25 protein-coding genes are annotated in these 25215 nt (G+C 71.8%); 15 read left to right on the top strand and 10 right to left on the bottom strand.

Annotated elements, in window-relative coordinates; translation table 11 throughout:
* Positions 1–29: 29 nt before the first annotated feature.
* Positions 30–2924: an aminomethyl-transferring glycine dehydrogenase gene (gene gcvP, locus ACFYXS_RS15150; RefSeq protein ID WP_389247941.1), complete on the top strand. Its 2895-nt coding sequence runs from the start codon at positions 30–32 to the stop codon at positions 2922–2924.
* 131 nt (positions 2925–3055) lie between these two features.
* On the opposite strand, the gene ACFYXS_RS15145 is transcribed toward gcvP, so the two are convergent.
* From ACFYXS_RS15145 to ACFYXS_RS15135, 3 genes are all read right to left on the bottom strand, one after another.
* Positions 3056–3262 (bottom strand): DUF5999 family protein, encoded by a 207-nt coding sequence (locus tag ACFYXS_RS15145; RefSeq protein ID WP_384297288.1) that lies wholly within the window; start codon positions 3260–3262, stop codon positions 3056–3058.
* Between the two features lie 251 nt (positions 3263–3513).
* Complete coding sequence (locus tag ACFYXS_RS15140) at positions 3514–4143, bottom strand: hypothetical protein (protein ID WP_389247938.1); 630 nt, start codon at positions 4141–4143, stop codon at positions 3514–3516.
* Positions 4144–4384: 241 nt separating this feature from the next.
* Positions 4385–4669 carry a hypothetical protein gene (locus ACFYXS_RS15135; protein ID WP_389247936.1) on the bottom strand — a complete coding sequence of 95 codons (285 nt, stop codon included), beginning with the start codon at positions 4667–4669 and terminating at the stop codon, positions 4385–4387.
* A gap of 17 nt (positions 4670–4686) precedes the next feature.
* Here ACFYXS_RS15135 and ACFYXS_RS15130 point away from each other — a divergent pair, with 17 nt between their 5' ends.
* Both ACFYXS_RS15130 and ACFYXS_RS15125 read left to right on the top strand, forming a co-directional pair.
* Complete coding sequence (locus ACFYXS_RS15130) at positions 4687–6183, top strand: glutamate--cysteine ligase (RefSeq protein ID WP_389247934.1); 1497 nt, start codon at positions 4687–4689, stop codon at positions 6181–6183.
* A 42-nt stretch (positions 6184–6225) separates the two neighbouring features.
* The gene (locus tag ACFYXS_RS15125) at positions 6226–7053 is read left to right on the top strand and encodes a CPBP family intramembrane glutamic endopeptidase (protein ID WP_389247932.1); all 828 of its coding nucleotides are present in this window, start codon (positions 6226–6228) and stop codon (positions 7051–7053) included.
* A 12-nt stretch (positions 7054–7065) separates the two neighbouring features.
* Here the strand turns inward: ACFYXS_RS15125 and ACFYXS_RS15120 are convergent, their stop codons facing one another.
* A complete protein-coding gene (locus ACFYXS_RS15120; protein ID WP_389247930.1) occupies positions 7066–7896 on the bottom strand; it encodes a PhzF family phenazine biosynthesis protein in 831 nt (276 codons plus the stop codon).
* A 337-nt stretch (positions 7897–8233) separates the two neighbouring features.
* Here ACFYXS_RS15120 and ACFYXS_RS15115 point away from each other — a divergent pair, with 337 nt between their 5' ends.
* Positions 8234–8389, top strand: coding sequence for a DUF6131 family protein (locus ACFYXS_RS15115; protein ID WP_389247927.1), 156 nt, complete (start codon positions 8234–8236; stop codon positions 8387–8389).
* 74 nt (positions 8390–8463) lie between these two features.
* Here the strand turns inward: ACFYXS_RS15115 and ACFYXS_RS15110 are convergent, their stop codons facing one another.
* The gene (locus ACFYXS_RS15110; RefSeq protein WP_389247925.1) at positions 8464–8874 is read right to left on the bottom strand and encodes a Fur family transcriptional regulator; all 411 of its coding nucleotides are present in this window, start codon (positions 8872–8874) and stop codon (positions 8464–8466) included.
* A 412-nt stretch (positions 8875–9286) separates the two neighbouring features.
* Between ACFYXS_RS15110 and katG the strand changes: the two genes are divergently transcribed.
* Both katG and ACFYXS_RS15100 read left to right on the top strand, forming a co-directional pair.
* Positions 9287–11518, top strand: coding sequence for a catalase/peroxidase HPI (gene katG, locus ACFYXS_RS15105; protein WP_389247923.1), 2232 nt, complete (start codon positions 9287–9289; stop codon positions 11516–11518).
* 131 nt (positions 11519–11649) lie between these two features.
* Entirely contained in the window at positions 11650–11991 is a 342-nt protein-coding gene (locus tag ACFYXS_RS15100) for a hypothetical protein (RefSeq protein ID WP_389247921.1), read from the top strand.
* A 33-nt stretch (positions 11992–12024) separates the two neighbouring features.
* Here the strand turns inward: ACFYXS_RS15100 and ACFYXS_RS15095 are convergent, their stop codons facing one another.
* Positions 12025–13044 (bottom strand): aldo/keto reductase, encoded by a 1020-nt coding sequence (locus ACFYXS_RS15095; protein ID WP_389247919.1) that lies wholly within the window; start codon positions 13042–13044, stop codon positions 12025–12027.
* Positions 13045–13180: 136 nt separating this feature from the next.
* On the opposite strand from ACFYXS_RS15095, the gene ACFYXS_RS15090 reads away from it, so the two are divergent.
* From ACFYXS_RS15090 to ACFYXS_RS15080, 3 genes are all read left to right on the top strand, one after another.
* The gene (locus tag ACFYXS_RS15090; RefSeq protein ID WP_389247917.1) at positions 13181–13789 is read left to right on the top strand and encodes a TetR/AcrR family transcriptional regulator; all 609 of its coding nucleotides are present in this window, start codon (positions 13181–13183) and stop codon (positions 13787–13789) included.
* A gap of 108 nt (positions 13790–13897) precedes the next feature.
* Positions 13898–14305 (top strand): YciI family protein, encoded by a 408-nt coding sequence (locus tag ACFYXS_RS15085; protein WP_389247915.1) that lies wholly within the window; start codon positions 13898–13900, stop codon positions 14303–14305.
* Positions 14306–14313: 8 nt separating this feature from the next.
* On the top strand, positions 14314–15459 hold the full coding sequence (locus tag ACFYXS_RS15080; protein WP_389247997.1) for an RNA polymerase sigma factor: 1146 nt from the start codon (positions 14314–14316) through the stop codon (positions 15457–15459).
* A 48-nt stretch (positions 15460–15507) separates the two neighbouring features.
* On the opposite strand, the gene ACFYXS_RS15075 is transcribed toward ACFYXS_RS15080, so the two are convergent.
* From ACFYXS_RS15075 to ACFYXS_RS15065, 3 genes are all read right to left on the bottom strand, one after another.
* On the bottom strand, positions 15508–16095 hold the full coding sequence (locus tag ACFYXS_RS15075) for a hypothetical protein (RefSeq protein ID WP_389247913.1): 588 nt from the start codon (positions 16093–16095) through the stop codon (positions 15508–15510).
* A complete protein-coding gene (locus ACFYXS_RS15070) occupies positions 16092–17594 on the bottom strand; it encodes an ATP-binding protein (protein ID WP_389247995.1) in 1503 nt (500 codons plus the stop codon). The genes ACFYXS_RS15075 and ACFYXS_RS15070 overlap by 4 nt, the downstream gene beginning before the upstream one ends.
* Positions 17595–17692: 98 nt before the next feature.
* Positions 17693–18382 carry a response regulator gene (locus tag ACFYXS_RS15065; RefSeq protein WP_389247911.1) on the bottom strand — a complete coding sequence of 230 codons (690 nt, stop codon included), beginning with the start codon at positions 18380–18382 and terminating at the stop codon, positions 17693–17695.
* A gap of 199 nt (positions 18383–18581) precedes the next feature.
* On the opposite strand from ACFYXS_RS15065, the gene ACFYXS_RS15060 reads away from it, so the two are divergent.
* The 6 genes from ACFYXS_RS15060 (at position 18582) to ACFYXS_RS15035 (ending at position 24676) form a co-directional block, all read left to right on the top strand.
* Positions 18582–19493 carry a DUF3152 domain-containing protein gene (locus ACFYXS_RS15060; RefSeq protein WP_389247909.1) on the top strand — a complete coding sequence of 304 codons (912 nt, stop codon included), beginning with the start codon at positions 18582–18584 and terminating at the stop codon, positions 19491–19493.
* A gap of 155 nt (positions 19494–19648) precedes the next feature.
* Complete coding sequence (locus tag ACFYXS_RS15055) at positions 19649–20584, top strand: hypothetical protein (protein ID WP_389247907.1); 936 nt, start codon at positions 19649–19651, stop codon at positions 20582–20584.
* Positions 20584–21963, top strand: coding sequence for a peptidoglycan-binding protein (locus ACFYXS_RS15050; protein ID WP_389247905.1), 1380 nt, complete (start codon positions 20584–20586; stop codon positions 21961–21963). Before ACFYXS_RS15055 ends, ACFYXS_RS15050 begins: the two co-directional genes overlap by 1 nt.
* On the top strand, positions 21960–22682 hold the full coding sequence (locus tag ACFYXS_RS15045; RefSeq protein WP_389247903.1) for an ABC transporter ATP-binding protein: 723 nt from the start codon (positions 21960–21962) through the stop codon (positions 22680–22682). The genes ACFYXS_RS15050 and ACFYXS_RS15045 overlap by 4 nt, the downstream gene beginning before the upstream one ends.
* 197 nt (positions 22683–22879) lie before the next feature.
* Positions 22880–24076 (top strand): ABC transporter permease, encoded by a 1197-nt coding sequence (locus tag ACFYXS_RS15040; protein ID WP_389247901.1) that lies wholly within the window; start codon positions 22880–22882, stop codon positions 24074–24076.
* A gap of 156 nt (positions 24077–24232) precedes the next feature.
* Positions 24233–24676, top strand: a complete 444-nt coding sequence (locus ACFYXS_RS15035) for a MarR family winged helix-turn-helix transcriptional regulator (protein ID WP_389247899.1) — start codon at positions 24233–24235, stop codon at positions 24674–24676.
* Between the two features lie 81 nt (positions 24677–24757).
* Here the strand turns inward: ACFYXS_RS15035 and ACFYXS_RS15030 are convergent, their stop codons facing one another.
* Complete coding sequence (locus ACFYXS_RS15030; protein WP_389247897.1) at positions 24758–25168, bottom strand: hypothetical protein; 411 nt, start codon at positions 25166–25168, stop codon at positions 24758–24760.
* Between the last annotated feature and the right edge of the window lie 47 nt (positions 25169–25215).

Here is a 25215-nt window from a genome sequence, read left to right as displayed (position 1 = left end):
TGTCGCGCCAGACCAGGAGGCCTCCGCAGATGACCGCCCACCGCATCCCTCTCACCGAGCTGGAGCGCGGCATCCCGTTCGAGCAGCGCCACATCGGGCCCGATGCCGCCGCGCAGGCCAAGATGCTCGCGCACGTCGGCTACGGTTCGCTGGACGAGCTCACCGCCGCAGCCGTGCCGGACACCATCAAGAGCGCCGAGGCCCTGGGCCTGCCGGCCGCCCGCACCGAGCCCGAGGTGCTGTCCGAACTGCGCGCGCTCGCGGACCGCAACCAGGTGCTGCGGCCCATGATCGGCCTGGGGTACCACGGCACCTTCACCCCGCCGGTCATCCTGCGCAACGTCATGGAGAACCCCGCCTGGTACACGGCGTACACCCCGTACCAGCCCGAGATCTCCCAGGGCCGCCTCGAGGCCCTCCTCAACTTCCAGACGGTCGTCGCGGACCTGACCGGCCTGCCCACCTCCGGTGCCTCGCTGCTCGACGAGGGCACCGCGGCCGCCGAGGCGATGGCCTTGGCCCGCCGGGTCGGCAAGGTCAAGCAGGGCGTCTTCCTGATCGACGCCGAGACCTTCCCGCAGACCGTCGCCGTGATCGAGACCCGCGCCGAGCCCACGGGCGTCGAGGTCGTCGTCGCGGACCTCACCGACGGCATCCCCGCGGAGATCGCCGAGCGCGGTGTCTTCGGCGTGCTGCTGCAGTACCCCGGCGCCTCCGGCGCCGTGCGCGACCTCAGGCCCGTCATCGAGCAGGCCCACGGGCTGGGTGCGATCGTCACGGTCGCCGCCGACCTGCTCGCCCTGACGCTGCTCACCTCGCCGGGCGAGCTCGGCGCCGACATCGCGATCGGCACCACCCAGCGCTTCGGCGTGCCGATGGGCTTCGGCGGGCCGCACGCCGGCTACATGGCCGTCCGCGACGCGTACGCCCGCAGCCTGCCCGGCCGCCTGGTCGGCGTCTCCGTCGACGCCGACGGCGACAAGGCCTACCGCCTGGCGCTGCAGACCCGCGAGCAGCACATCCGCCGCGAGAAGGCCACCAGCAACATCTGCACCGCCCAGGTGCTGCTCGCCGTGATGGCAGGCATGTACGCGGTCTACCACGGCCCGGACGGCCTGGCGCAGATCGCCCGCCGCACCCACCGCTACGCGGCCGTCCTCGCCTCCGGCCTGCGCGCCGGCGGCGTCGAGGTGACCACCGGCGCCTTCTTCGACACCGTCACCGCCCGTGTGCCGGGACGGGCCGCCGAGGTCGTGGCCGCCGCCCGCGAGGCCGGTGTCAACCTGCGCCAGGTCGACACCGACCTGGTCGGCATCGCCTGTGACGAGACCACCGGCCGCGCCGACCTGGCCGCCGTCTGGGGTGCCTTCGGTGTCACCGGCGACAGCGCCGACATCGAGCGCCTGGACGCCGCCACCGAGGACGCGCTGCCCGCCGCGCTCGTGCGCGAGGTGGACTACCTGACCCACCCGGTCTTCCACCAGCACCGCTCGGAGACCGCGATGCTGCGCTACCTGCGCCGCCTCGCCGACCGCGACTACGCGCTGGACCGCGGCATGATCCCGCTCGGTTCCTGCACGATGAAGCTGAACGCGACCACCGAGATGGAGCCGGTCACCTGGCCCGAGTTCGGCGCGCTGCACCCCTTCGCCCCCGCCGAGCAGGCCGAGGGCTACCTCACGCTCATCCGTGAGCTGGAGGAGCGTCTCGCCGAGGTCACCGGCTACGACAAGGTGAGCCTGCAGCCCAACGCCGGTTCCCAGGGCGAGCTGGCCGGCCTGCTGGCCGTCCGCGCGTACCACCGCGCCAACGGCGACGCCCAGCGCACCGTCTGCCTCATCCCGTCCTCCGCGCACGGCACCAACGCCGCCAGCGCCGTGATGGCCGGCATGAAGGTCGTCGTCGTCAAGACCGCCGGTGACGGCGAGGTCGACGTCGAGGACCTGCGGGCCAAGATCGAGCAGCACCGCGACGAGCTCGCGGTGCTCATGGTCACCTACCCGTCCACGCACGGTGTCTTCGAGGAGCACATCGGCGACATCTGCGCGACCGTCCACGACGCCGGCGGCCAGGTCTACGTCGACGGCGCCAACCTCAACGCCCTGGTCGGCCTGGCCAAGCCCGGTCACTTCGGCGGCGACGTCTCGCACCTGAACCTGCACAAGACCTTCTGCATCCCGCACGGCGGCGGCGGCCCCGGCGTCGGCCCGGTCGCGGTCCGCGCGCACCTCGCGCCGTACCTGCCGAACCACCCGCTGCAGCCCGAGGCCGGTCCGGAGACCGGTGTCGGCCCGATCTCGGCCGCCCCGTGGGGCTCGGCCGGCATCCTGCCGATCTCGTGGGCGTACGTGCGCCTGATGGGCGGCGAGGGCCTGAAGCGCGCCACCCAGGTCGCGGTGCTCGGTGCCAACTACATCGCCAAGCGCCTGGAGCCGCACTACCCGGTGCTCTACACCGGCCCCGGCGGGCTGGTCGCGCACGAGTGCATCATCGATCTGCGCGAACTGACCAAGGAGACGGGCGTGACCGTCGACGACGTCGCCAAGCGCCTGATCGACTACGGCTTCCACGCGCCGACGATGTCGTTCCCGGTCGCCGGGACGCTGATGATCGAGCCGACGGAGAGCGAGAACCTCGCGGAGCTGGACCGCTTCTGCGACACGATGATCGCCATCCGCGCGGAGATCGAGCGGGTCGGCTCGGGGGCGTGGCCCAAGGACGACAACCCGCTGCGCAACGCCCCGCACACCGCGGCGGCGCTGGGAGGGGAGTGGAAGCACTCCTACACGCGCGAGGAGGCGGTGTTCCCGGCGGGCGTGTCGGCCGCCGACAAGTACTGGCCGCCGGTGCGCCGCATCGACGGTGCCTTCGGCGACCGCAACCTGGTCTGCTCCTGCCCGCCGCTGGACGAGTACGACAACTAGTCACCGCCGGCCCGGGAACGGGCCGGGGACTCACAAGGGTCGGCCCCGCTGTTCGTCGGCGGGGTCGGCCCTTTTCCGTGTCTCTCGCGGCGTTGCTGCGGCGGCGTTCGCCGCGTCGGCGGTGCCGCGGGTCATGCGGCCGTGACGACGTGCTCGCTGCCGAGCGGGCGGTGGGGGGCGATGATCTGTCCGTCGGGGAGCAGTTCGCCGGTGTCCTCGAAGAGCAGGACGCCGTTGCACAGCAGGCTCCACCCCTGCTCGGGGTGGCTGGCGACGATGTGCGCGGCCTCCCGGTCGGAGTTGGCGGCGGACGGGCAATGCGGCTGGTGCGGGCACATGGACGAAGTCTTTCGCTGCGAGTGGTGTGACATACGGCTTGATTGGGTAGGAACCTCAGTCATGGCCGTTCCCCCGTTCAGTCGGTCGGTCCCAGTGTTGCTCTACTGACGGTTTTCCGCAGGGATTTCGCGCGAGCTGTCCTCGATAGTTGGTGACGCTTTCACTCTGGCGGGCGGTTGCCCGGACAATGCAACGCCTCCGTGACCGGTCGGTCACGGAGGCGTTCGAGCACCACCCCGGGAAGGAACCGTCAAGCGGTCGTGCCGAGCAGGGGCGGGGGAGCCAGTCGCAGGGTGAGCACGGGCACCAGGTCCGAGAGCCGGTGCATGCGGTGCGCGGCGATCCCGGGAGGCGCCGGCGCGAGGGGGATCAGCAGGTCCGTGGCGGCCGGTTGGGCTGTTCCGGCGTCGGCGCCGGTGTCACCGTGCAGCCACAGGGTCAGCATGTAGAGGCCCGGCACCGAGAGCAGGTGCGGCTGGTAGGGCGCGACCAAGGCGTCGGCCTGGAGCAACGCGCGCTCGGTAGAGGCCAGGTACGGCCCTTCGCAGAAGTGCGAGAACGCCCATCCGTCCGGTGTGTGGACGGTCTCCCCTGCGGCGACCACCCGGCCCCGGCCCTCCGACGGCGAGACCGCTGCCTCGCTCCGCTCGCCTGAGTGGATGTGGAAGCGCCAGCCGGTCAACCGTGCCCTCGGCAGGCCGTCGGGCCCGGCGATCACGGGGTCGAGCACATGCAACGGCAACGGGTGCTCGGCGACGAGCAGCCCGGTCGCGGAACGCAGTGAGGGCGTGCGGGCCTCGCGGACGGCGGTGGGCGAGCTGAGTGCGGCGAGAACGCTCCGCAGGGCGGGCGCGGGGGCTGGAGCTACCTGCAGCGGCATGGTGGGCGGCCTCTCATGGGGAGACACGGGTGCTCAATGGGGTGCTAACAGCGCTGTCAGCGGTGAAGCGGCAGGCCAGGGCAGGCCCGGCACAAGGGGCGCCGGTGGGTGGCGGCGTGCGGAATCAGCGGGGGCATGCGGATCCCTTTCCCATGGCCGGAGCGTCGCGGGCGCGCGGCGGGTCGCGGAGGCTCTGCCTGTGAACAGAGGATATACGAGGTGTGTTCGGGCAGTGTTTCACCTAGCCGTCAGCGATATTAACCGCAAGGCGGATCCAGGTCACCCTGAACGGCCGAATGATCCGCATTCGAACCGTCTGCCGCTCGACGAGCTGCGCATTTTCCGTGGCCACGGATGGCTGAATCTCGTCGGCATTTTTCACGAGGGCCCGTCCGATGGCAAGTGAATTATGTTCCATGCCATCGGAATGTGCCGGAAGACGGTGCTGCCGCCAGCTTACCGGGTCGTGTGCGTCACAGGGGGCGTTATCGATCTCAACCCTGGGCATGATGTGATCACGGCCCACGCGAGGAGGAACCTTCGATGGGGGAAAAGGTCGCAGCCACGGGGTTCGACCTCTCCGACCGCCAGCGCTACCGCAGGAAGCTCAAGCAGTGCCTGCTGGGGCTGGAGCGGCTGCTGGAGGAGAAGCGGTTCGACCGTCCCCGAAATCTCATGGGGCTGGAGATCGAACTCAATCTGACGGACCGCGACGGTCTGCCGCGCATGATGAACGAGGAAGTGCTCGAGCGCATCGCGAGCCGTGATTTCCAGACCGAGCTCGCACAGTTCAACATCGAAGTGAACATCGCTCCGCACCGGCTTTCCGGACGGGTGCTGGACCGCCTCGCCGAAGAGTTGCGCATGGCACTGGGATATGCCGACAGAAAAGCCCGGGAGGTCGGCGCCCAGATCGTGATGGTGGGAATCCTGCCCACGCTCGGCGCGCAGGACCTGGTGGGCGCCAATCTTTCCCGCGTCGACCGCTACACGCTCCTCAACGACCGCATCCTGGCCGCCCGCGGCGAGGACATCACGCTCGACATCGCCGGCGTGGAACGCCTGACCAGCACGTCCGGCTCCATCGCGCCCGAGGCCGCGTGCACCTCGATGCAGATGCACCTGCAGGTCACCCCGGCCCGCTTCGCCGCGGTCTGGAACGCCGCGCAGGTGGTGGCCGGGCCGCAGGTCGCGCTGGGCGCCAACTCCCCGTTCCTGTTCGGCCGGGAGCTGTGGCGGGAGACCCGCCCGACGCTCTTCCAGCAGGCGACGGACACCCGTCCCGAGGAGCACCGCGCCCAGGGCGTGCGGCCGTTGACCTGGTTCGGCGAGCGCTGGATCGACTCCGCCTACGACCTGTTCGCCGAGAACGTGCGCTACTTCCCCTCCCTGCTGCCGATCTGCGAGGACGAGGACCCGCTGCACGTCCTGGACGAGGGCGGGGTGCCGCACCTGAAGGAACTCACCCTGCACAACGGGACGATCTACCGCTGGAACCGCCCGGTCTACGCGGTCGTCGACGGCGTCCCCCATCTGCGGGTGGAGAACCGGGTGATGCCCGCCGGCCCCACCGTCGCCGACGTGGTCGCCAACACCGCCTTCTACTACGGCCTGGTGCGGGCTCTCGCGGAGGCGCCGCGCCCGGTCTGGACGCGGCTGCCGTTCGCCGCCGCGGCGTCCAACTTCGACGAGGCCTGCCGCCACGGCATCGAGGCCGTACTGCGCTGGCCCAGGTCGTCGCGCGGCAGCGGGACCATCGAGGTGCCCGTCGTCGAACTCGTGCGGGAGGAACTGCTGCCGATGGCCGCCGCCGGGCTGGACGGCTGGGGCATCGACCCGGTGGACCGGGACCACTACCTCGGGATCATCGAAGGCCGTTGCCGCCGCCGTACCAACGGCGCCGAGTGGCAGGCCGCCGTCTTCCACCGGGAACTGGACCGCGGACTGGACCGGCAGCGTGCGCTGGCCGCGATGACCGTGCGCTACTGCGAGCTGATGCAGGACGGGGCGCCCGTCCACGAGTGGCCCGTGGAGCCCTGAGCCCGCCCCCGCTCGCGCCGCCCACCGGGCCGATGAGGCAGGATGGCGCGCGTGGAGGGCTCTGTGGACGGCAGAACGATCGACGCGGGCGGCGCCGGGAACGGTGACGCCGGCGGACTGGAGCGGCGCACGCTGCGCAGCGAGACCTTGCTGGTGCTCGCGCTGTCGCTCGGCGCCAGCGCGCTCTCGGCGCTCATCAGCTTCATCGGCTCCGTGACCAAACCCGGCGGGCTGAAGGACCAGGCCGCCACCCTGGTGGGCACGCAGGCGCCGGGGCGGCCGTGGCTGGACCTGGCCTGGCAGCTGTTCGGCATCGCCACCGCGCTGGTCCCGGTGGCACTCGTCGCCCACCTGCTGGCGCGGGAGGGCACGGGCATGCCCGTCATCGGGTTCGACCTGCGGCGACCGCGTTCCGACGTACTGCGCGGGGCGGTCGTCGCCGCTGTCATCGGTGGCACGGGGCTGGTGTTCTACCTGGGCGCCCGGGCCTCGGGGGCCAATCTGACGGTCGTGCCCGAGTCCCTGCCGGACGTGTGGTGGAAGATCCCTGTCCTCATCGCCTCCGCGATCCAGAACGCCGTGCTCGAAGAAGTGATCGTCGTCGGCTATCTGCTGCGCCGGCTCGGCCAGTTGGGCTGGACGCCCATGGGGGCGCTGGTCGCGAGCAGCGTACTGCGCGGCTCGTACCACCTGTACCAGGGCATCGGCGGGCTGCTCGGCAACATGGCGATGGGCGTCGTGTTCGTGCTGCTCTACCGCCGCTGGGGGCGGGTGGGCCCGCTGGTGGCGGCCCACTCGCTGATCGACATCGTGGCGTTCGTCGGGTACGCGGTGCTGGCGGGCAAGGTCGGCTGGCTGCCCACCGGGTGAGCGTGCGGCGGGTCAGGGGCGTGCGTGCAGCTCGCCCTCGACCACCGTCACCGCCCGGCCGGTGAGCAGGACGCGGTCGCCCCGGAGCGCCGTGCGGACCCGTCCGCCGCGGGTGGAGGCCTGCAGTCCGGTCAGCTCGTCGAGGCCCAGCCGTGCCGCCCAGAACGGGGCGAGGGCGGTGTGCGCGCTGCCCGTGACCGGGTCCTCCGGGATGCCGAGGGCGGGGAAGAAGCACCGCGAGACGAAGTCGTACCCCTCGGTGGCGGGCGACTCGGCCGGCGCCGTGACGATCAGGCCCCGCTGCGACGGCAGCGCGGCCACCTTCGCCGGGTCCGGGGTGAGGGCCCGGACCGTTTTCTCGTCGGCCACCTCGACCAGCAGGTCGCCCACGTCCGCACCGGTCCCGTGGGCCGACAGGACGTCGGCGCCGATCGCCGCGGCGACACCGGCGGGCACCTCGACCGGTGTCAGCGGCGCGGTGGGGAAGTCCATCGTGATCGTGCCGTCCGCCGCCGTGGTCGTGGTCAGCACCCCGCAGCGGGCGCTGAACCGCACGGTGCCGGTGGCCGCCCCGCCGGCGTGCAGCGCGTGGGCCGTGGCCAGCGTGGCGTGCCCGCACATGTTCACCTCGGCCGCCGGGGTGAACCAGCGCAGCGCCCAGTCGGCGTCGGGGGCGCCGGGCGTCGGGTGGGCGAAGGCGGTCTCGGAGAGGTTGAGCTCGGCGGCCACGGACTGGAGCCACGCGTCCGCGGGGAAGGCGTCCGCGTCGGGCAGCAGCAGCACGCCGGCCGGATTGCCCGCGAAGGGCAGGTCGGTGAAGGCGTCGACGATTCGAATCCGCATGGCGTGAGCCTAGGCGGAGTGTGAAGCCGCGGACCAGGTCCAATCCGGCGGCCGTGGACCCGGGGACCGCCGACTCGCTCCGCACCGGTGGCCCTCGGGAAGTGCCCGCATCGGGACAGGGATGATCCGCGCGAAGGGGGGTAGTCGCCCGATAGGGACGAAATGTGGTGAATGAGGTGATTTCGATGACCGCACGGTCGCGCAGCACGCCGGAACGGCGGGACAGGCACCTCGTCGAGGTGCACAGGAGTCGGGCGAGTGCCGGTGGCGCCACGGAGCGAATGCCGCTCGCACCGTGCGGAACCGGGCGTCGTGACATCGACCAACGGAGGGCATCATGATCGTACTCGGCGTCATCCTGCTGATCATCGGGTTCCTGCTGGGAATCTCGATCCTGTGGACCATCGGGATCATCCTCGTGGTCATCGGGCTCGTCCTCTGGGTGCTGGGAGCCCTGGGGCACGCCATCGGCGGCCGTCGCCACTACTACTAGGCGACCCGGGGGTAAACGCGAACGGCGCGCCATGGGCGCGCCGTTCGGCCTGAGCAGGGCTCACATCGGTCCGGCTAGGCGCAGGACGGGCAGAGTCCGCGGTAGGTGACCTCGACGTCGGACACCATGAAGCCGAACCGTTCCTCCGCGGGCAGGTCGGCCAGCGGATCGCCGGTCGGGTGGACGTCGCGGACCGTGCCGCAGTCGGAGCACACCAGGTGCTGGTGCGGCCGGTGCGCGTTGGGGTCGTACCGCTTGGCGCGGCCGTCCGTGGCGACCTCTATCACCTCGCCGAGGGAGACCAGTTCCCCCAGGGTGTTGTAGACGGTCGCCCGGGAGATCTCCGGCAGTCGCCGTGCCGCGCGGGCGTGCACCTCGTCGGCCGTGAGGTGCACGTGGTCGCCGTCGAGGACCTCCGCAACGACACGCCGCTGGGAGGTCATCCGCCAGCCGCGTCCGCGCAGTCGCTCCAGCAGGTCACTCATGTCGGTTCACCTGTTCAGGTTCGATGGGATACCCGAAATTTACCAGTGGACGTCCCGGTGCCGGTGCGAACGGCGTGGGGGTTGGCTCGCTTCTTGACTTGGACAGCGTCCATCGTAGGATCGGTTCCGGCAATAGCCAAGGGACGGGAAGCCCCCAGCACGGCAGGAGACAGGGACGTGACGGGATCACCGCCGGCGGACTGCGCGGTGCCGGCCCGGCGTGCCCTCCCGGCTCCGGAACGGGCCCTGTCGTCCTGCCGAGCCGTGGCTGAGGGCGTCCGCGTGCCCGTCGCGACGCGTCCCGTGCGCCGCGGCCGGCCCCGGTCGTACGACCGGCGAGGCCCCCTGCCCCCGCTGTCCTGCCGCCCGCAGTGCCTGAGCACCGTGATCCGCCTGGTCCGGAAGGATTCCCATGTCTGAGAACCATGACGCCATCGTCGTCGATGCCAAGACGGAGGGCGGAGGGGGCTGCCCCGTCGCCCACGGGCGCGCGCCGCACCCGACGCAGGGCGGCGGCAACCGCCAGTGGTGGCCGGAGCGGCTCAACCTGAAGATCCTCGCCAAGAACCCCGCCGTGGCCAACCCGCTCGGTGGCGACTTCGACTACGCCGCGGCGTTCCAGGGCCTGGACCTGCCCGCGGTGAAGCGCGACATCGCCGAGGTCCTGACGACCTCGCAGGACTGGTGGCCCGCCGACTTCGGCCACTACGGTCCGTTCATCATCCGCATGGCGTGGCACAGCGCGGGCACCTACCGCATCAGCGACGGCCGCGGTGGCGCCGGCGCCGGGCAGCAGCGCTTCGCGCCCCTCAACAGCTGGCCGGACAACGGCAACCTCGACAAGGCCCGCCGCCTGCTGTGGCCGGTCAAGAAGAAGTACGGCCAGAACCTGTCGTGGGCCGACCTGATGATCCTCGCGGGCAACGTCGCCCTGGAGTCGATGGGCTTCGAGACCTTCGGCTTCGCCGGCGGCCGCGCGGACGTCTGGGAGCCCGACGAGGACGTCTACTGGGGCCCCGAGACCACGTGGCTCGGCGACGAGCGCTACACCGGCGACCGTGAGCTGGAGAATCCCCTCGGCGCCGTGCAGATGGGCCTCATCTACGTCAACCCCGAGGGCCCCAACGGCACCCCGGACCCGCTCGCCGCGGCCCGCGACATCCGTGAGACCTTCCGCCGGATGGCGATGAACGACGAGGAGACGGTCGCCCTGATCGCGGGCGGTCACACCTTCGGCAAGACCCACGGCGCCGGCCCGGCCGACAGCGTCGGCGCCGACCCCGAGGCGGCGTCGATCGAGGAGCAGGGCCTCGGCTGGAAGAACAGCTTCGGCACCGGCAAGGGTGGCGACGCCATCACCAGCGGTCTCGAGGGCATCTGGACCAACACCCCGATCACCTGGGACAACAGCTTCTTCGAGATCCTCTTCGGCTACGAGTGGGAGCTGTTCCAGAGCCCCGCGGGCGCGAACCAGTGGCGGCCGAAGGACGGGGCGGGCTCGGGCACCGTCCCCGACGCCCACGACGCGTCGAGGACGCACGCCCCGACGATGCTGACGACCGACCTGTCGCTGCGCGTCGACCCGGCCTACGAGCAGATCTCGCGCCGCTTCCTGGAGAACCCCGCCGAGTTCGCGGACGCCTTCGCCCGCGCCTGGTTCAAGCTGACGCACCGTGACATGGGCCCGGTCGTCCGCTACCTCGGCTCCGAGGTCCCCGCCGAGACGCTGCTGTGGCAGGACCCGCTGCCCGCCGTGACCCACGGCCGCGTCGACGCCGCGGACGTCGCGGCCCTCAAGAGCCTGGTCCTCGACTCGGGTCTGTCGGTCTCCCAGCTGGTGTCCACCGCGTGGGCGTCGGCCTCGTCCTTCCGCGGCAGCGACAAGCGCGGCGGTGCCAACGGCGCACGCATCCGCCTGCAGCCGCAGAGCGGCTGGGAGGTCAACGAGCCGGACGAGCTCGCGACCGTGCTGCGCACCCTGGAGGGCGTCCAGCAGTCCTTCAACGCCGGCCGGACCGACGGCAAGGGGATCTCGTTCGCCGACCTGATCGTCCTCGCCGGTGGTGTGGGCGTCGAGCAGGCCGCCAAGGAGGCGGGCTTCGCCGTCGAGGTCCCCTTCACGCCGGGGCGCGTGGACGCCGCGCAGGAGCAGACCGACACGGAGTCGTTCGCGGCGCTGGAGCCGAAGGCCGACGGCTTCCGCAACTACCTCGGCAAGGGCAACCGGCTGCCCGCCGAGTACCTGCTGATCGACCGGGCCAACCTGCTGACCCTGAGCGCCCCCGAGCTGACCGTCCTGGTCGGCGGCCTGCGCGTCCTGGGCGCCAACTACCAGCAGTCCTCCCTCGGTGTGCTCACCACGACCCCCGGGTCGCTGACCAACGACTTCTTCGTCAACCTGCTCGACATGGGCACGGTGTGGAAGGCGACGTCGGAGGACGCGAACACCTTCGAGGGCCGCGACTCCGCCACGGGCGAGGTCACGTGGACGGGCAGCCGTGCCGACCTCGTCTTCGGCTCCAACTCCGAGCTGCGCGCGCTCGCCGAGGTCTACGCGAGCGACGACGCGAAGGAGAAGTTCGTGGGCGACTTCGTCGCGGCGTGGGTCAAGGTCATGGACCTCGACCGGTTCGACCTCGTCTGAGCGTCCGACCGCCGAGCGTTTCGACCGTCTGACGTCCCGGCGTCCGGGACGGCCCCGTCGGGCCGTCCCGGACGCCGGTGGCGTGTACGGAGCCCGCGTCCCTTCCCGGTCGCCGTGGATACGCTGGGCTCATGGGACCGTTCGTGCCGTACCTGCTCCTCGTGGTCTGCCTGGCCGCGGTCATGGGGCTCTTCACCTGGCTGGCGACGGTGGTCCGCCGCCGGGGTGCCGCCGGTTCGGCCGTCCGGGCGGCCATGGCCTCCTACGAGGAAGCGTTCCAGGTGACGGCGCACGACGCGCACCAGGAGATCCAGGCGCAGGCGCGGCGCAAGGTGCCCGTGATGTCGCCCGACGATCCCTGGCGGTCCGGGCGGCCGGGGCGGCGCGACGACGGGACCTCCCGCCGCGTACCGGCGGCGAAGAGGCGGCCGCGTCGGCGGCTCGGCGGCCTGTGGAGAGCCCGCCGCCGGTGACGCCGCGCAGGACCGCGCTGCCCGGCCGAGCGGTCAGCGGCGCCGCAGCGACGCGTCGAGCAGGGCGGGCGGGGTGTCGAACTTCTCGTGCGGGGCGAGGTCGACGCCGGGCGGCACGATCGCATCGATCGCGTCGAGCACGTCGGCCGGGAGCACGGTGTCCGCGGCGGCGAGTTGCGTGTGCAGGTGGTCCAGCGTGCGGGGGCCGATGAGCGCGCTGGTCACGCCGGGGTGCGCGGTCACGAATCCGAGTGCGAGCTGGATCATCGTCAGACCGGCGCCGTCGGCGACCTCGGCCAGCCGCTCCACCGCGTCGAGCCGGGCACGGTTGGACGGGACGCTGAGGTCGAAACGCTGGGGGAGCAGCGCCGCACGGCTGGTGGTGATCTCCCGGCCCTCACGGACCGCCCCCGACAACCAGCCCGAGGCCAGCGGGCTCCACGCCAGCACGCCGAGGCCGTACTCCTCGGTCACGGGCAGGACGTGGGCCTCGATGCCGCGCTGCAGGATCGAGTAGCTGGGCTGCTCGGTGACGTAACGGCTCAGGCGGTGCTCCCGGGCGGCCCACTGCGCCTGCACGATGCGGTGGGCCGGGAAGGTCGAGGAGCCGAAGTAGCGGATCTTCCCCGCGCGTTGCAGGTCGGTCAGGGCCGAGAGCGTCTCCTCGTCGCTGGTGGTCGGGTCCCACCGGTGGATCTGGTACAGATCGACGTGGTCGACACCGAGGCGGCGCAGGCTGCTGTCGAGCTCGGTGACCAGCCAGCGGCGTGAACTGCCCCGGTGGTTGCGCTCGTCGCCCATCGGCATGGTGGCCTTCGTCGCCAGCACGATGTCGTCGCGGCGGCCGGCGACGGCCTTGCCGACCATCTCCTCCGACTGGCCGTCGCTGTACATGTCGGCGGTGTCGATGACATTGATCCCGCCCTCCAAGGCGGCGTCGACGATCGCGGTGGCCTCCTCCTGCGTGGTGCGTCCGATCGCGCCGAAGTTCATCGCGCCGAGCGCGAGCGAGCTGACCTGCACACCGGTGCGGCCCAAGGTGCGGTACTGCATGACCGTGTCTCCTCTGGAGCGGCTTGGTTGTGGGCCCCCTGCTCTGCCATCATGAGCAAGCGGAACCCGGTTCCGTTAAAGATACGGAACGACGTTCCGTTTAGCAAGCACGGCTCGGAAGCGGAAGGACGCCGCGGTGGACGACAGCGACGAGAACCCGGGGCGCGCGGCCCGGCCCAAGCGGGCGGACGCCCGGCGCAACAAGGAGACGCTGCTCGACGCGGCCGCCGCGATCTTCGTCACGGCGGGCGTCGAGGCGCCGGTGCGCGACATCGCGGCCAGGGCCGGCGTCGGGACGGGCACGATCTACCGCCACTTCCCCACCCGGGCGGATCTCATCGTCGCCGTCTACCGGCACCAGGTGGAGGCGTGCGCCGAGGCCGGTCCGGCCCTGCTGGCCGCCGCCGCGACCCCGTACGCCGCGCTGGGGCAATGGATCGATCTCTTTGTCGACTTCCTGGTGACCAAGCACGGCCTCGCCGCCGTGCTGCAGTCCGACAACGCCGACTTCCAGACCCTGCACGCGTACTTCCTCGACCGGCTCGTGCCCGTGTGCACCGATCTGCTCGACGCCGCGGCCGCCGCCGGGCAGATCCGCACCGACATGGACGCCTACCAGCTCATGCGCGGCGCCGGGAACCTGTGCATCGGCGCGGAGAACGATCCCCGCTACGACCCGCGCCTGCTGGTCGGGCTTCTGGTCGCCGGACTGCGCCTGCCGCAACCGCAGCCACCGGGGCAGTGAGGCGCGCGGGAGATCCGCCCCCGGATCCGTGTCGAGAATCCGTGGCCGGCTCCGTCCCAGCGGTGAACGTGACCACAATGGGTCGCACCAGGACCGAGGAGAACCACCATGGCCAAGTACCTGCTGCTCAAGCACTACCGGGGCGCCCCGGCCGCGGTCAACGACGTGCGCATGGACCAGTGGACGCCGGAGGAGATCTCCGCGCACGTGCAGTACATGAACGACTTCGCGGCCCGGCTCGAGAAGTCCGGTGAGTACGTCGACGGCCAGGCCCTCGCCCCCGAGGGGACCTGGGTGCGGTACGACGGCGAGGGTCGTCCGCCCGTCACCGACGGCCCGTTCGCCGAGACCAAGGACCTCATCGCCGGCTGGACGGTGATCGACGTCGACAGCTACGAGCGCGCCCTCGAACTGGCCGGGGAGCTGTCCGCGGCCCCGGGAGCGGGCGGGAAGCCGATCCACGAGTGGCTGGAGCTGCGCCCGTTCATGGGGTCGCACTGCACCATCACGGAGTGACCTCGTCGATGCACGAGGCCCTGATCCGGAGCCTCACGCCGAGTGTGCTCGCCGTCCTCGTCCGCCGCGGAGCCGACTTCGCGGCGGCCGAGGACGCCGTGCAGGACGCCCTGGTCGAGGCGGTCCGCGTCTGGCCGGCCGACCCGCCGCGGGACGCGAAGGGCTGGCTGGTCACCGTGGCCTGGCGTAAGTTCCTCGACGCCGGTCGCTCGGACGCCGCCCGCCGCCGGCGCGAGGACCTCGTCGGCGAGGAGCCGGCACCCGGCCCCGCGCCCGCGGCGGACGACACCCTCGAGCTGTACTTCCTGTGCGCCCACCCCTCGCTGACGCCGTCGTCCGCGGTCGCGCTCACGCTGCGCGCCGTGGGCGGGCTCACCACCCGCCAGATCGCCCGGGCCTATCTGGTGCCCGAGGCGACGATGGCGCAGCGGATCAGCCGGGCCAAGCGCACCGTCTCCGGCGTGCGCCTCGATCAGCCCGGCGACGTCGCCACCGTGCTGCGCGTCCTCTACCTGGTCTTCAACGAGGGCTACTCCGGCGACGTCGACCTCGCCGCGGAGGCGATCCGGCTGACCCGGCAGCTCGCCGCCGCGATCGACCACCCCGAAGTGGCGGGACTGCTCGCCCTGATGCTGCTCCACCACGCCCGGCGCGCCTCCCGGACCGCGCCCGACGGCAGCCTGGTGCCGCTCGCCGAGCAGGACCGCTGCCGGTGGGACACCGGGGCGATCGCCGAGGGCGTCGCGATCCTCCAGGCGGCCCTCGCCCGCGACCGGCTGGGCGAGTTCCAGGCCCAGGCCGCCGTCGCGGCACTCCACGCCGACGCGCGCGCCGCCGAGGAGACCGACTGGGTGCAGATCGTCGAGTGGTACGACGAACTCGTGCGCCTGACCGACAGCCCGGTCGTCCGGCTCAACCGCGCGGTCGCCGTCGGCGAGGCCGACGGACCCCGTGCCGGGCTGGCGGCGCTCGCGGCGCTGGACGACGTCCTGCCCCGCCACACCGCGGTGGCGGCCCATCTCCACGAGCGCGACGGCGACCTCGCGACGGCGGCACGGCTGTACGCGGAGGCGGCCCAGAAGGCACCCGACCTCGCCGAGCGCGATCACCTGACGCGCCAGGCCGCCCGGCTCAATGCCCTCCTGCGGCGCTGAACGACCGCGGTCGGGAGCCTTGTGCGGGCCGCCCGCCGTCCGCGCCCCCTACTGCTGGGGACGGTTGGGGCACGGGGCGTCCGACTGCGTCAGCGTCCAGCCGTCGCCGACCACACGGACGCTGCTCGGTGGGGCGGTGTTTCGCGCCTGGAGCGAAGGATCCACGGAGGCGGCGCCCCCGCTCACGCCCGGGGGCAGCGGGGCCGTCGCCGCGGGCACCTGGGCCACTGTGCACGCCAACTGCAGCATGGCCGGATGGCTGAGGGGAGCGATCCCGTCGGGGAGCCGGATGGTGAGGGTGTCGGCGTCGAGTGTCACATCCGGTGACGGCCCGAGGCGGGGCAGCTCCGTGGTGGCCGTGAGGGACTCGGCAGCGGTGGGTCCGTCGAACAGGGAACCCACGACGCCGGCGAAATCCCCGGGGCTCTCGAACTTGCGCGGATAGGCCGCCAGTTCGCCGTTGTGCAGGAAGTAGAAGGGGGCGATCGCGGGCCCCGCCGGCTTCGGCCGGGGCGCCTGGATGCCGGTCGCCGGTTCGCCGGCCTGGATGACACCGGACGGGGGGACGCCGCACGCCGCCAGGGTGAGTGCGGCCGTCAGCCCGACGAGCAGCGCCGCCGCGCGCGAGCCCTTCACCGGGCACCCGCCGTGACGTCGTCGTCGGCCGCGGAGTCGCGGTGCAGGGGGAGTTCGACCGTGAAGGCGGCGCCGCCGCCGGGCAGGTTCGCGGCACTGATGCGCCCTCCGTGCAGGTGCACGTTCTCCACCGTGATGGCCAGACCCAGCCCGCTGCTCTCGCTCCTGGTCCGTGTGGTGTTCGCTTTGTAGAAGCGTTCGAAGATGTGCGGCATGGCTTCCTCGGCGATCCCGGGTCCGCTGTCGGTCACCTCGATGACGGCCCACGCCGTGCCCGTTCGCTCCTGCCGCACGCCCATGGTCAGCCGTACCGGCGGCGCGCCGTGCCGCAGCGCGTTGCCGACGAGATTGGCGACCACCACGTCGAGCCGGCGCGGATCGACACGGGTCCTGAGCGCGCCCGGCCGGGGCAGGCGGGTCTCCACCCGGTCCTGCCACCCCCGGGAGGCGAGCGTGTACCGCACGGACTCGGCCAGGTCGACCTCGTCCAGGTTGAGTTCGACCGCGCCGGCGTCGAAGCGGGAGATCTCCATCAGGTCGGTGACCAGTGCGCTCAGCCGGCTGGTCCCCTCACTGATGAGCCGCAGCGCGTCGCCGGTCTCGCGGTCCAGGTGGGGCGCGTTCTCGTCCAGCACGTCGGTGACCGCCGTCATCGCCGCCAGCGGTGTCCGCAGCTCGTGGGAGACGTCCGCGGCGAAGCGGCGCGCCTGGGCCTCCAGCCGGCGCAACTCCGCGACCGACCGCTCCAGCGCGGCCGCCGTGTCGTTGAAGGACTGCGACAGGTCGGCCAGTTCGTCGGACCCGTTGACGGCCAGCCGGACGTCGAGGTGCCCCTCGGCCATCCGGCGGGTCGCCCGCCGCAACGCCCGCACGGGGCGGAGCACGCCGCTCGCGGCCAGCAGCGCCAGGACCACGGCGAGGCACAGCGCCGCCAGGGTGGCCCGCTCGATGCCGCTGACCATCGCCTTGACGTAGGCCTCTTCGGTGTTCTGCGGCACCACCAGGTACATCACCATCCCCGAGAGCCCGGAGGAGGCCTTGTCCGGAACGACGTCGTCGGCGTACGCGACCGGCATGCCGACGACGAGATAGGGCTGTCCGTCGGCGGTCACCCGCTGGAACACGGCGGCCCGCCGGGTCGCCACGGACTCGCGCAGTGCCGGGCTGATCTTGTCGAAGTCGGCACTGGTCGACCAGGCGCGGAGGCTGCCGTAGGTGGCCATGATCCGCCATCCCTGCGACTGGTTGGCGTGCAGCACCTGGTTCACCGCCGTCTGCAGGTTCAACTGGTCCGGTGTCGTGGGCGTGTATTGCGCCACGGCGTCGACGCTCGTCCGGAACTGCCGGATGACGGAGTCCTGGCTCTGCTGGAGCACCCCCGTACGCGCCTCCCGGAAGGCCAGGGCGCCGGTGCTCAGGGCACTGGCCACCGCCACCAGGGCGAAGGCCACCACCAGGCGGGAGCGCAGACCCCGCAGCGGAAGGGGGGCCTTCGCCACGAGCGCGCGGAGGAACCGTACCGGCCCGGACCCCTGCCCGGCCGCGACGGTCTCCCGTTTCCCCCGCGCCTTGTGCGCCCGCACGGACCTGCTGCCGCTCACGGGGAGACGAACCGGTAGCCGAAGCCGCGCACGGTCTGGATGTACTGGGGATCGCCGCCGAGCTCGCCGAGCTTGTTGCGCAGGCGCTTCACGCAGGCGTCCACGAGCCGTATGTCGCCGTGGTAGCTGTGCTCCCAGACGGCTTCCAGCAGCTGCTGGCGGCTGAACACCTGGCCGGGCGAGGCCGACAGGGTCAGCAGCAGCCGGAGCTCCGAGGGGGCGAGCGCCACGGGTCGACCGTGGTGGGTCACCACGAGCCCGGCGCGGTCGATGCCCAGCTCGCCGTGTGCTTCCGCCCGGGGCCGGACGCCGTCGGCGAACCCGGTGTCCTGGCGGCGGAGCACGGCCCGTATTCGGGCGTCGAGGACCCGGGCCTGCACGGGCTTGACCACGTAGTCGTCGGCGCCGGCCTCCAGGCCCACGACCACGTCGATGTCGTCCCCCTTGGCGGTCACCATGATGATCGGCACCTGGTCGCGGTTCCTGATCCGCCGGCACACGTCGAGCCCGGACATACCGGGCAGCATGAGGTCGAGCACGACGACGTCCGGACGGAAGGGGCGGAGCTGTTCCAGCCCCTCCTCGCCTGATCCGGCGGCGAAAACGTCATGCCCCTGGTGCCGCAGCGCCAACTGCACGGCGTTACGGACATCTGGGTCGTCTTCGACAATAAGGACTCGCGACACGCCGACAGTGTACGCAGACCGGATTCGGTGACGGCCCTGGAAAAGAGCCCGGTCCGGAGGCCGTTACAGAAGGGTCATAGAGGGTGCGCCGGCCGGTGGTCCGGTGCGGAGCGGACGGGAGTCGCGGGAAGCCACTCGTTATTTTTTCGTGACCATCCGAACCTATGGCGATCATCTGAAATGACCAGTTTGAGCTGCCATGTATTCGGCACGAGAGCGGGAGTCCGCACCGCCCACCGGCAGCGCCGGGGCCCCCTACCGGGGAGGCCCGCAGCAGGGGTCCTCCCACCGTGGCGGACAGCACCGGACCAACCACCGCCGGCGCCGTCAGCGCCGCCGGGGCCGGGGCCTCCTGGTCGGCACGCTGGTGGCCGCCGCCCTGGTCGGCTCCGCGACGTTCCTCCTGAACGGCGGACGCAGCGACGCGTCGAGCGCCGCGCCGCACCCCCGGAGCACGCCGCACATCACCCACAGGACGACCCCGGCCCCCACGCCCACCCCTACGCCCACCCCGACGCCGACCCCCACCGAGACCGAGGTCCCCGCGACGGGCAGCGGCACCTTCGTCACCGCGCGCGCCGGTGGCGCGAAGGTCGGTCGCGGTGCCCATCTGATCCGCTACGCGGTGCAGGTCGAGACAGGGCTCGACGTCTCGCCGGACCAGGCGGCAGAGGAGATCGCCGACATACTCGCCGCCCCCCGGGGCTGGACCCACAGCGGGAACAACTCGTTCCGGTTGGTGGGCGCGGGGGAGTCGTACGACCTCATGATCAAGATCGCGACGGCGGGGACGGCGGACGCCCTGTGCTGGGCGGGCATCCACCAGGACACCCACGGCGAGTACAACTGCGAGATCCCCGGCGGGGTGGTCGTGAACCTCAAGCGCTGGGTCACGGGCTCGCCCACGTTCGACGGCCCGATCCACGACTACCGGGCGCTGATCATCAACCACGAGATGGGGCACTCCCTGGGCCTCACGCACATGACCTGCGCGGGTCCGGGACAACTGGCCCCGGTCATGATGCAGCAGATCAAGGGCCTGCACGGATGCGTCGCCAACGCCTGGCCGTACGACAAGAACGGCCACTACGTCTCCGGGCCCCAGGCGTAGTGAACCGGCGTTACAGCTTGGTCATGGTCCCGGCCGACAGCCATCACGTGCGGGCACCAGGCTGGACGCGGTGACAACGTTCCGGCCGTCGAGGCCGTCGAGCGAATCCCACGGTGCGCCGGTCCCGGCGCACCTCACGTTCGGAGGGAAGAGACATGTCCGGATCCCGCGCTGCTCGGAAACTGGCCGTAGCGGTGAGTCTGCTGCCCCTGCTGGCCGCCTGCGGCACCGAGGTGGCGTCCCCGTCGGCGGGCGGCGGGAAGGACCGGGCCGACTCGCCGGGGCAGCTCGACGCTCCCGCCGACGCGAGCGCGGACCTCAAGAAGCAGTACCTCGTGGAGAACGCGATCGCGGCCTGCATGAAGAGCCAGGGGTTCACCTACACCCCCGTGGCGCCCGAGGACCTCGCGGCCTCCTGGGCCACCGACGGCGCGGACTACGAGCTGACCGAGAAGCACCGCCAGAAGTACGGCTTCGGCTTCTACGCCAAGGTTGTCTACGCCGACGACCCCCAGGTACCGGGCAGCGAGGCGGCCGAGAAGAACTCGACCGACACGGTCCACTCGGACTACCGCGACACGCTCACTCCTGAGCAGCGGACCGCGTACGACAAGGCGCTGGGCGGTCCGCCGGACCCGAAGACCGGTGAGAAGGACTGGTCCGGCTGCCAGGGATCGGCCGAAAAGCAGGTCTACGGCAGCACGACGCCCCAGCAGCGCGGCGACGAGACCGCGGCGCAGTACCAGGCCAACGCGCAGGCCCTCAACGGCGATCCGAAGCTGATCGCGCTGGCGCAGTCGTACGCCTCGTGCCTGCGGAAGGACGGCATCCCCGTCACCACCACACGACCGACCGAAATCGGGGAGATGGTGAAGCTCCAGGCGAACTCGTCGGTTCCTCCGAGTGTCATGGGGGCGGTCAACTCCGACGGGTCCCCCATGGAGCCCATGAGCAAGAGCGAGGCGCTGCCGCTGCTCACCAAGGAGATCGACCTGGCGATGCAGGACCTGGAGTGCGGCAAGGAGTTCCGGGCCGCCTACTTCCCGAAGTTCCTGAAGGCCCCGGCCCCCAGCGGTGGCGGTGCCGGGTGATGCGGCGCCACAAGGGTGAGAGCAGCCGGCGCAGACGGCTGGGGATCATCGTCGCCGCGGTGGCGCTGGTGGGCGTGGGCGGCTGGTTCGCCGGATCGCGGATGCAGTCGCCGGCCGACGCGGCTGCCGCGCACCGGCCGCCGAAGGCCGGACCGGTCACCGTCGCGGTCGAGCGGCGGTCGCTGACGGCGAGTGTGGTGGCGCAGGGCTCGGTGGAGTTCGCCTCGCCGCAGAGCCTTTCCCTGGCCGGGCCGGTCGGCTCGCCGGATGCGGGCTCCGGGGGGCCGGGGACCGACGACGGCGTCGTCCAGCGGGTCACCAAGATGCCGATCGCCGGGTCGGAGGTGACGGAGGGCGACGTGCTGATGCAGGTCAGCGGTCGGCCGGTGCTCGTGCTGCGCGGATCCGTCCCGATGTACCGCACGTTGGGCCCCGGCACGTCCGGGGACGACGTCAAGCAGCTCCAGCGGGCACTGAAGCGGCTCGGTTTCAGCTTCGGCACGGTCACCGGCAGCTACGGGCAGCAGGACGCCGCGGCGGTGAGCCGCTGGTACAAGAGCAAGGGCTTTCGCGCGGAGGAGCCCGGCATCGCGGACAAGCAGCAGCTGGGAACGCTGGAGGCGGCCGTGACCACCGCGCAGCAGGCCGTCCTCGCGGCGACGGATCCGGGCGGCGACGACACCGGTGGCGAGTCCGGGAAGCTGCAGCGCAGGGCGGCACAGCAGCAGCTGGACGCGGCCAACGCCGCGCTGTCGGCCTTCCAGGCCGGCTACGGGACCAAGGTCCCCGCAGGTGAGCTGATCTTCCTGCCGGACCTCCCCGCGCGGCTGGACAAGGTGTCCGTCAAGCTCGGTGACACTCCGTCAGGACCGGTCGGCACGGTGACCAGCTCCAGGGTCGTGGTCCAGGCCGTCGTTCCCGGCAACGACGCGAAGCTGCTGCACAAGGGCATGAAAGCGCAGGTGGAGACCCCCGACGGCAAGACGGTGGACGGGGAACTGGTCGCACTCGGCGACGATGTGCCGAAGAGCGACGCGGGGGCCGGCACGGATTCCGCCGGGACCTCGGGGGGCGGGAGCGGTGACGCGTCGGCTCCCGTGCCCGTGCAGATCTCGATCCCGTCGGGAGAACTGGTCAAGAACGCCGACGAGTCCGCGAAGGTGACCATCAAGGTGGGTGCGTCGGACGGCGAGGTGCTCACGGTGCCCATCGCCGCGCTGCACACCTCGGCCGACGGGCAGGCCCGGGTGCAGGTCCGGCGCGGCGGCGGGGTGGTGGACGTCCCCGTCAAGGCGGGTCTGTCCGCGGAGGGACAGGTGGAGGTCACGCCGACCGGTGACGCCCTGAAGGCGGGCGATCAGGTGGTGGTCGGGCAATGAGCGGCTCGCCGGCGCATGTCGTGCCCGATGCCGACACCGTCATCCAACTGGTCGCCGTCGACCGGACCTTCGACTCCGAGCCGCCGGTGCACGCCCTGCGGGACGTGAACCTGGCCGTCCGGCGCGGTGAGCACCTGTCGATCGTCGGGCCTTCCGGCTCCGGCAAGTCGACCCTGCTCAACACCCTGGGCCTGCTGGACCGTCCCACCGCCGGCGCCTACTGGCTGGACGGGGTGGAGACCAAGGCGCTCGGCGACCTGGAACGCACCTCGCTGCGCGGCAGCCGGATCGGATTCGTCTTCCAGTCCTTCCACCTGCTGCCGTACCGCACCGTGGACGAGAACGTCATGCTGGCCGAGGCCTACCGCCGGCCGCGCCCCGGCCGCGGCCGTGCGGGCCGCCGTGCCAGGGCCGAGGAGGTGCTGGAACGGGTGGGCCTGGCGCACCGGATCGGCTTCCGGCCGGACCGGCTCTCCGGTGGTGAGCGGCAACGCGTGGCGATCGCCCGGGCGCTGATGAGCGAGCCCGCCCTGCTGCTGTGCGACGAACCGACCGGCAACCTCGACAGCGAGAACACCGAGTCGGTGCTCGACCTCTTCGACCGACTGGGCGCGCAGGGAATGACGTTGGTCGTGATCACCCATGAAGAGGCGGTCAGCCGGCGGGCCGACCGCCGGGTGCGGATCAGCGACGGACGGCTCACCGAGGAGCACCGATGAAAACCCCAACCCGAACCCGAACCCGAACCCGAACACGAACCCGGTTCCAGGGCCGGGTCCGGGCCAGAGCACGCGTCCTCGAACTGGCGGCCCCCGTGGACCTGCCCGTCGCCGACCCCTGTACCGGTACCCCGCACAGCGCCGGACGGGGACGGGGACGGCGCCGCGGCAGGGCCAGGGGCATCGAGCGTCCCTGGATGGACCTCCGGGACCTGTGGACCGAGGCGCTGGCGGGGGTGCTCGCCCGTCCGGTGCGCTCCGCCCTGACCACCCTGGGCACCGTTCTGGGCATCACCACCCTGGTCATCACCATCGGGGTCTCGGCCACGGCGGGCAACCAGATCGTCGGCCGGTTCGACGCCCTGACCGCCACCTCGGTCACGGTCGTCGTCCCTCCGCCGCCCGCGTCGGCCGACCCCGTCCCGCTCGTGGACTGGTCGGGTGTCGACGCGGTCCGCCGGCTCGCCGGAGTCGAATCGGCCGCCGCGATCGCCGACTCCCAGGCCACCGCGAGCGTCCAGGTACGCGCCAATGACGTGGTGGCCCCCGGGGACGTCACCGCCCAGACCATGGCGGTCCTCGCCGCGTCCCCCTCGCTGCCCACCGCGGTGCGCGGCACCCTGACCGCCGGGCGCTTCTTCGACGCGGGGGACATCGCCCGGCACGACCGGGTGGCGGTGCTCGGCGACCAGGCCGCACGACTGCTGGGCATCACCTCGGTTCGCGACTCCCCGGCCGTCTTCCTCAGGGGTCAGTCCTACACCGTGATCGGCATCCTCGGCGGGGCCGAGCGCGAACAGCAGCTCGCCGCGTCGGTGATCCTGCCGCCCACGACGGCAGCGGACCAACTGGGCCTGGGAGTGGTCACCCGGGTCCTGATCAACACCGCGCTCGGCGCGGCGAAGCAGGTCGCCCACCAGGCACCGATCGCGCTGGCCCCGGGATCCGAGGACGCCCTCTCGGTCACGGCGCCGCCCGACCCGACGAAGGCACGCAAGGGAGTGCAGGGCGACGTCAACGGCCTGTTCCTGGTGCTCGGACTGGTCTCGCTGGTGGTCGGGGCCATCGGCATCGCCAACGTGACGCTCGTGACGGTCATGGAGCGGATCGGCGAGATCGGACTGCGCCGCGCCCTCGGGGCCTCACGACGGCAGATCGCGGGCCAGTTCCTGGTGGAGTCGACGACCATCGGCCTCCTCGGCGGCGTCATCGGCGCCGTTCTCGGCATGGTGGTCGTGGTGGCCGTCTCCGCCGTCAGGGACTGGACCCCGGTCCTCGACGTCCGCCTCGCCCTCGGAGCCCCGGTCGCCGGAGCCCTCGTCGGACTCCTGGCCGGCCTCTACCCCTCCCTGCGGGCGTCCCGCATGGAGCCGGTCGACGCCCTGCGCTCCTGAGGCGCGCGGAGCCCCGGAGCCCCGGAGCCCCGGCTCGTCGCCGGGAGGGTCTGGGGTCCGGGTGGGCCCGCCGGGGTGTGCGCGTCCGGCATTTCGCATGTGCGAGCATTTGCTCGTATCATCGGAAGGGAGAGTCCGGAGGGGATGATGACCGCGATGCCGATCGATGACGACGCCCAGTGCAACAGCCTTGCCCTGCGCAAGGCGGCGCGGTACCTGGGTGCGACGTACGACAAGGCGCTGGCTCCGGTCGGGCTCCGTGGCACGCAGTTCAGCATCCTGCAGAAGCTCAGTGTGCTCGGGGAGATGACGATCACCGGCCTCGCCGAGGTGATCGCCATGGACCGCACGACGATGGCCTCGAACCTCAAGCCGCTGGTCCGGGAGGGCCTGGTGACCGTCGAGCCGTCGCCTGCCGACCGCCGGGCACGGATCGTCGCGCTGACGCCCGACGGACTGTCCCGCATGAAGGCGGCGCTGCCGCTGTGGAGGGCGGTGCAGACCCGGTTCGAGGAGAGCTTCGGCGACACCGAGGCGGCCCGACTGCGCACCTCCCTCGAAGCGGTCCTCCACACCGGTTTCACGCCCTGGGCCGAGTAGCAGGTTCGTCCCGCCCGGCGGCGCGCCGCCCCTCCCCGATCGGGGGGCCCGCCTCCGGGGCGTGTTCCGCGCGTGGTCGGTTCAGGACTCGTCCGCGAGGAAGTGCTGGGCGAGGGGTGTGCCGGCGAACTTCTTGTGCATCTCGCGGGAGAAGAGCAGCATCGCGTTGCGCGGCCGGTGGTTCACGACGAGCTTCTCGCACTCGCCGGCGGCGTTGCGGGCGACCGTGACCACGACGTGGAGGGGCTCGCCCTTGACCTGGGTGCGGTACTCCTCGATGAAACCGTCGTTGCCGTAGTCGCCGGTGTACGTGAAGTCCTGGAACTCGTACAGCCCGCGGGCGGCGGTCACCACCGCGCGAACGGCCTCCGGGCCCTGGATCGGGCCGCCGTCGATGAACGAGCCCTGCCCGGTGACGTTGTCGGCCAGCTTGTCCAGCCACCACGGGTAGTAGCTGAGCCCCTGGTCGTTGCCGTTTTCCGTGTTCGACATCGTGTACCTCCTTCGAAGGTCCGGCCCCGGGCCGGATGTTGAGGGGT

Origin of the sequence: Streptomyces sp. NPDC002574 (genome assembly GCF_042889545.1) — a bacterium.
Classification (GTDB): Bacteria; Actinomycetota; Actinomycetes; order Streptomycetales; family Streptomycetaceae; genus Actinacidiphila.
Note: the sequence above shows the minus strand (reverse complement) of the source record. Positions and strands in the feature narration are given on the sequence as shown.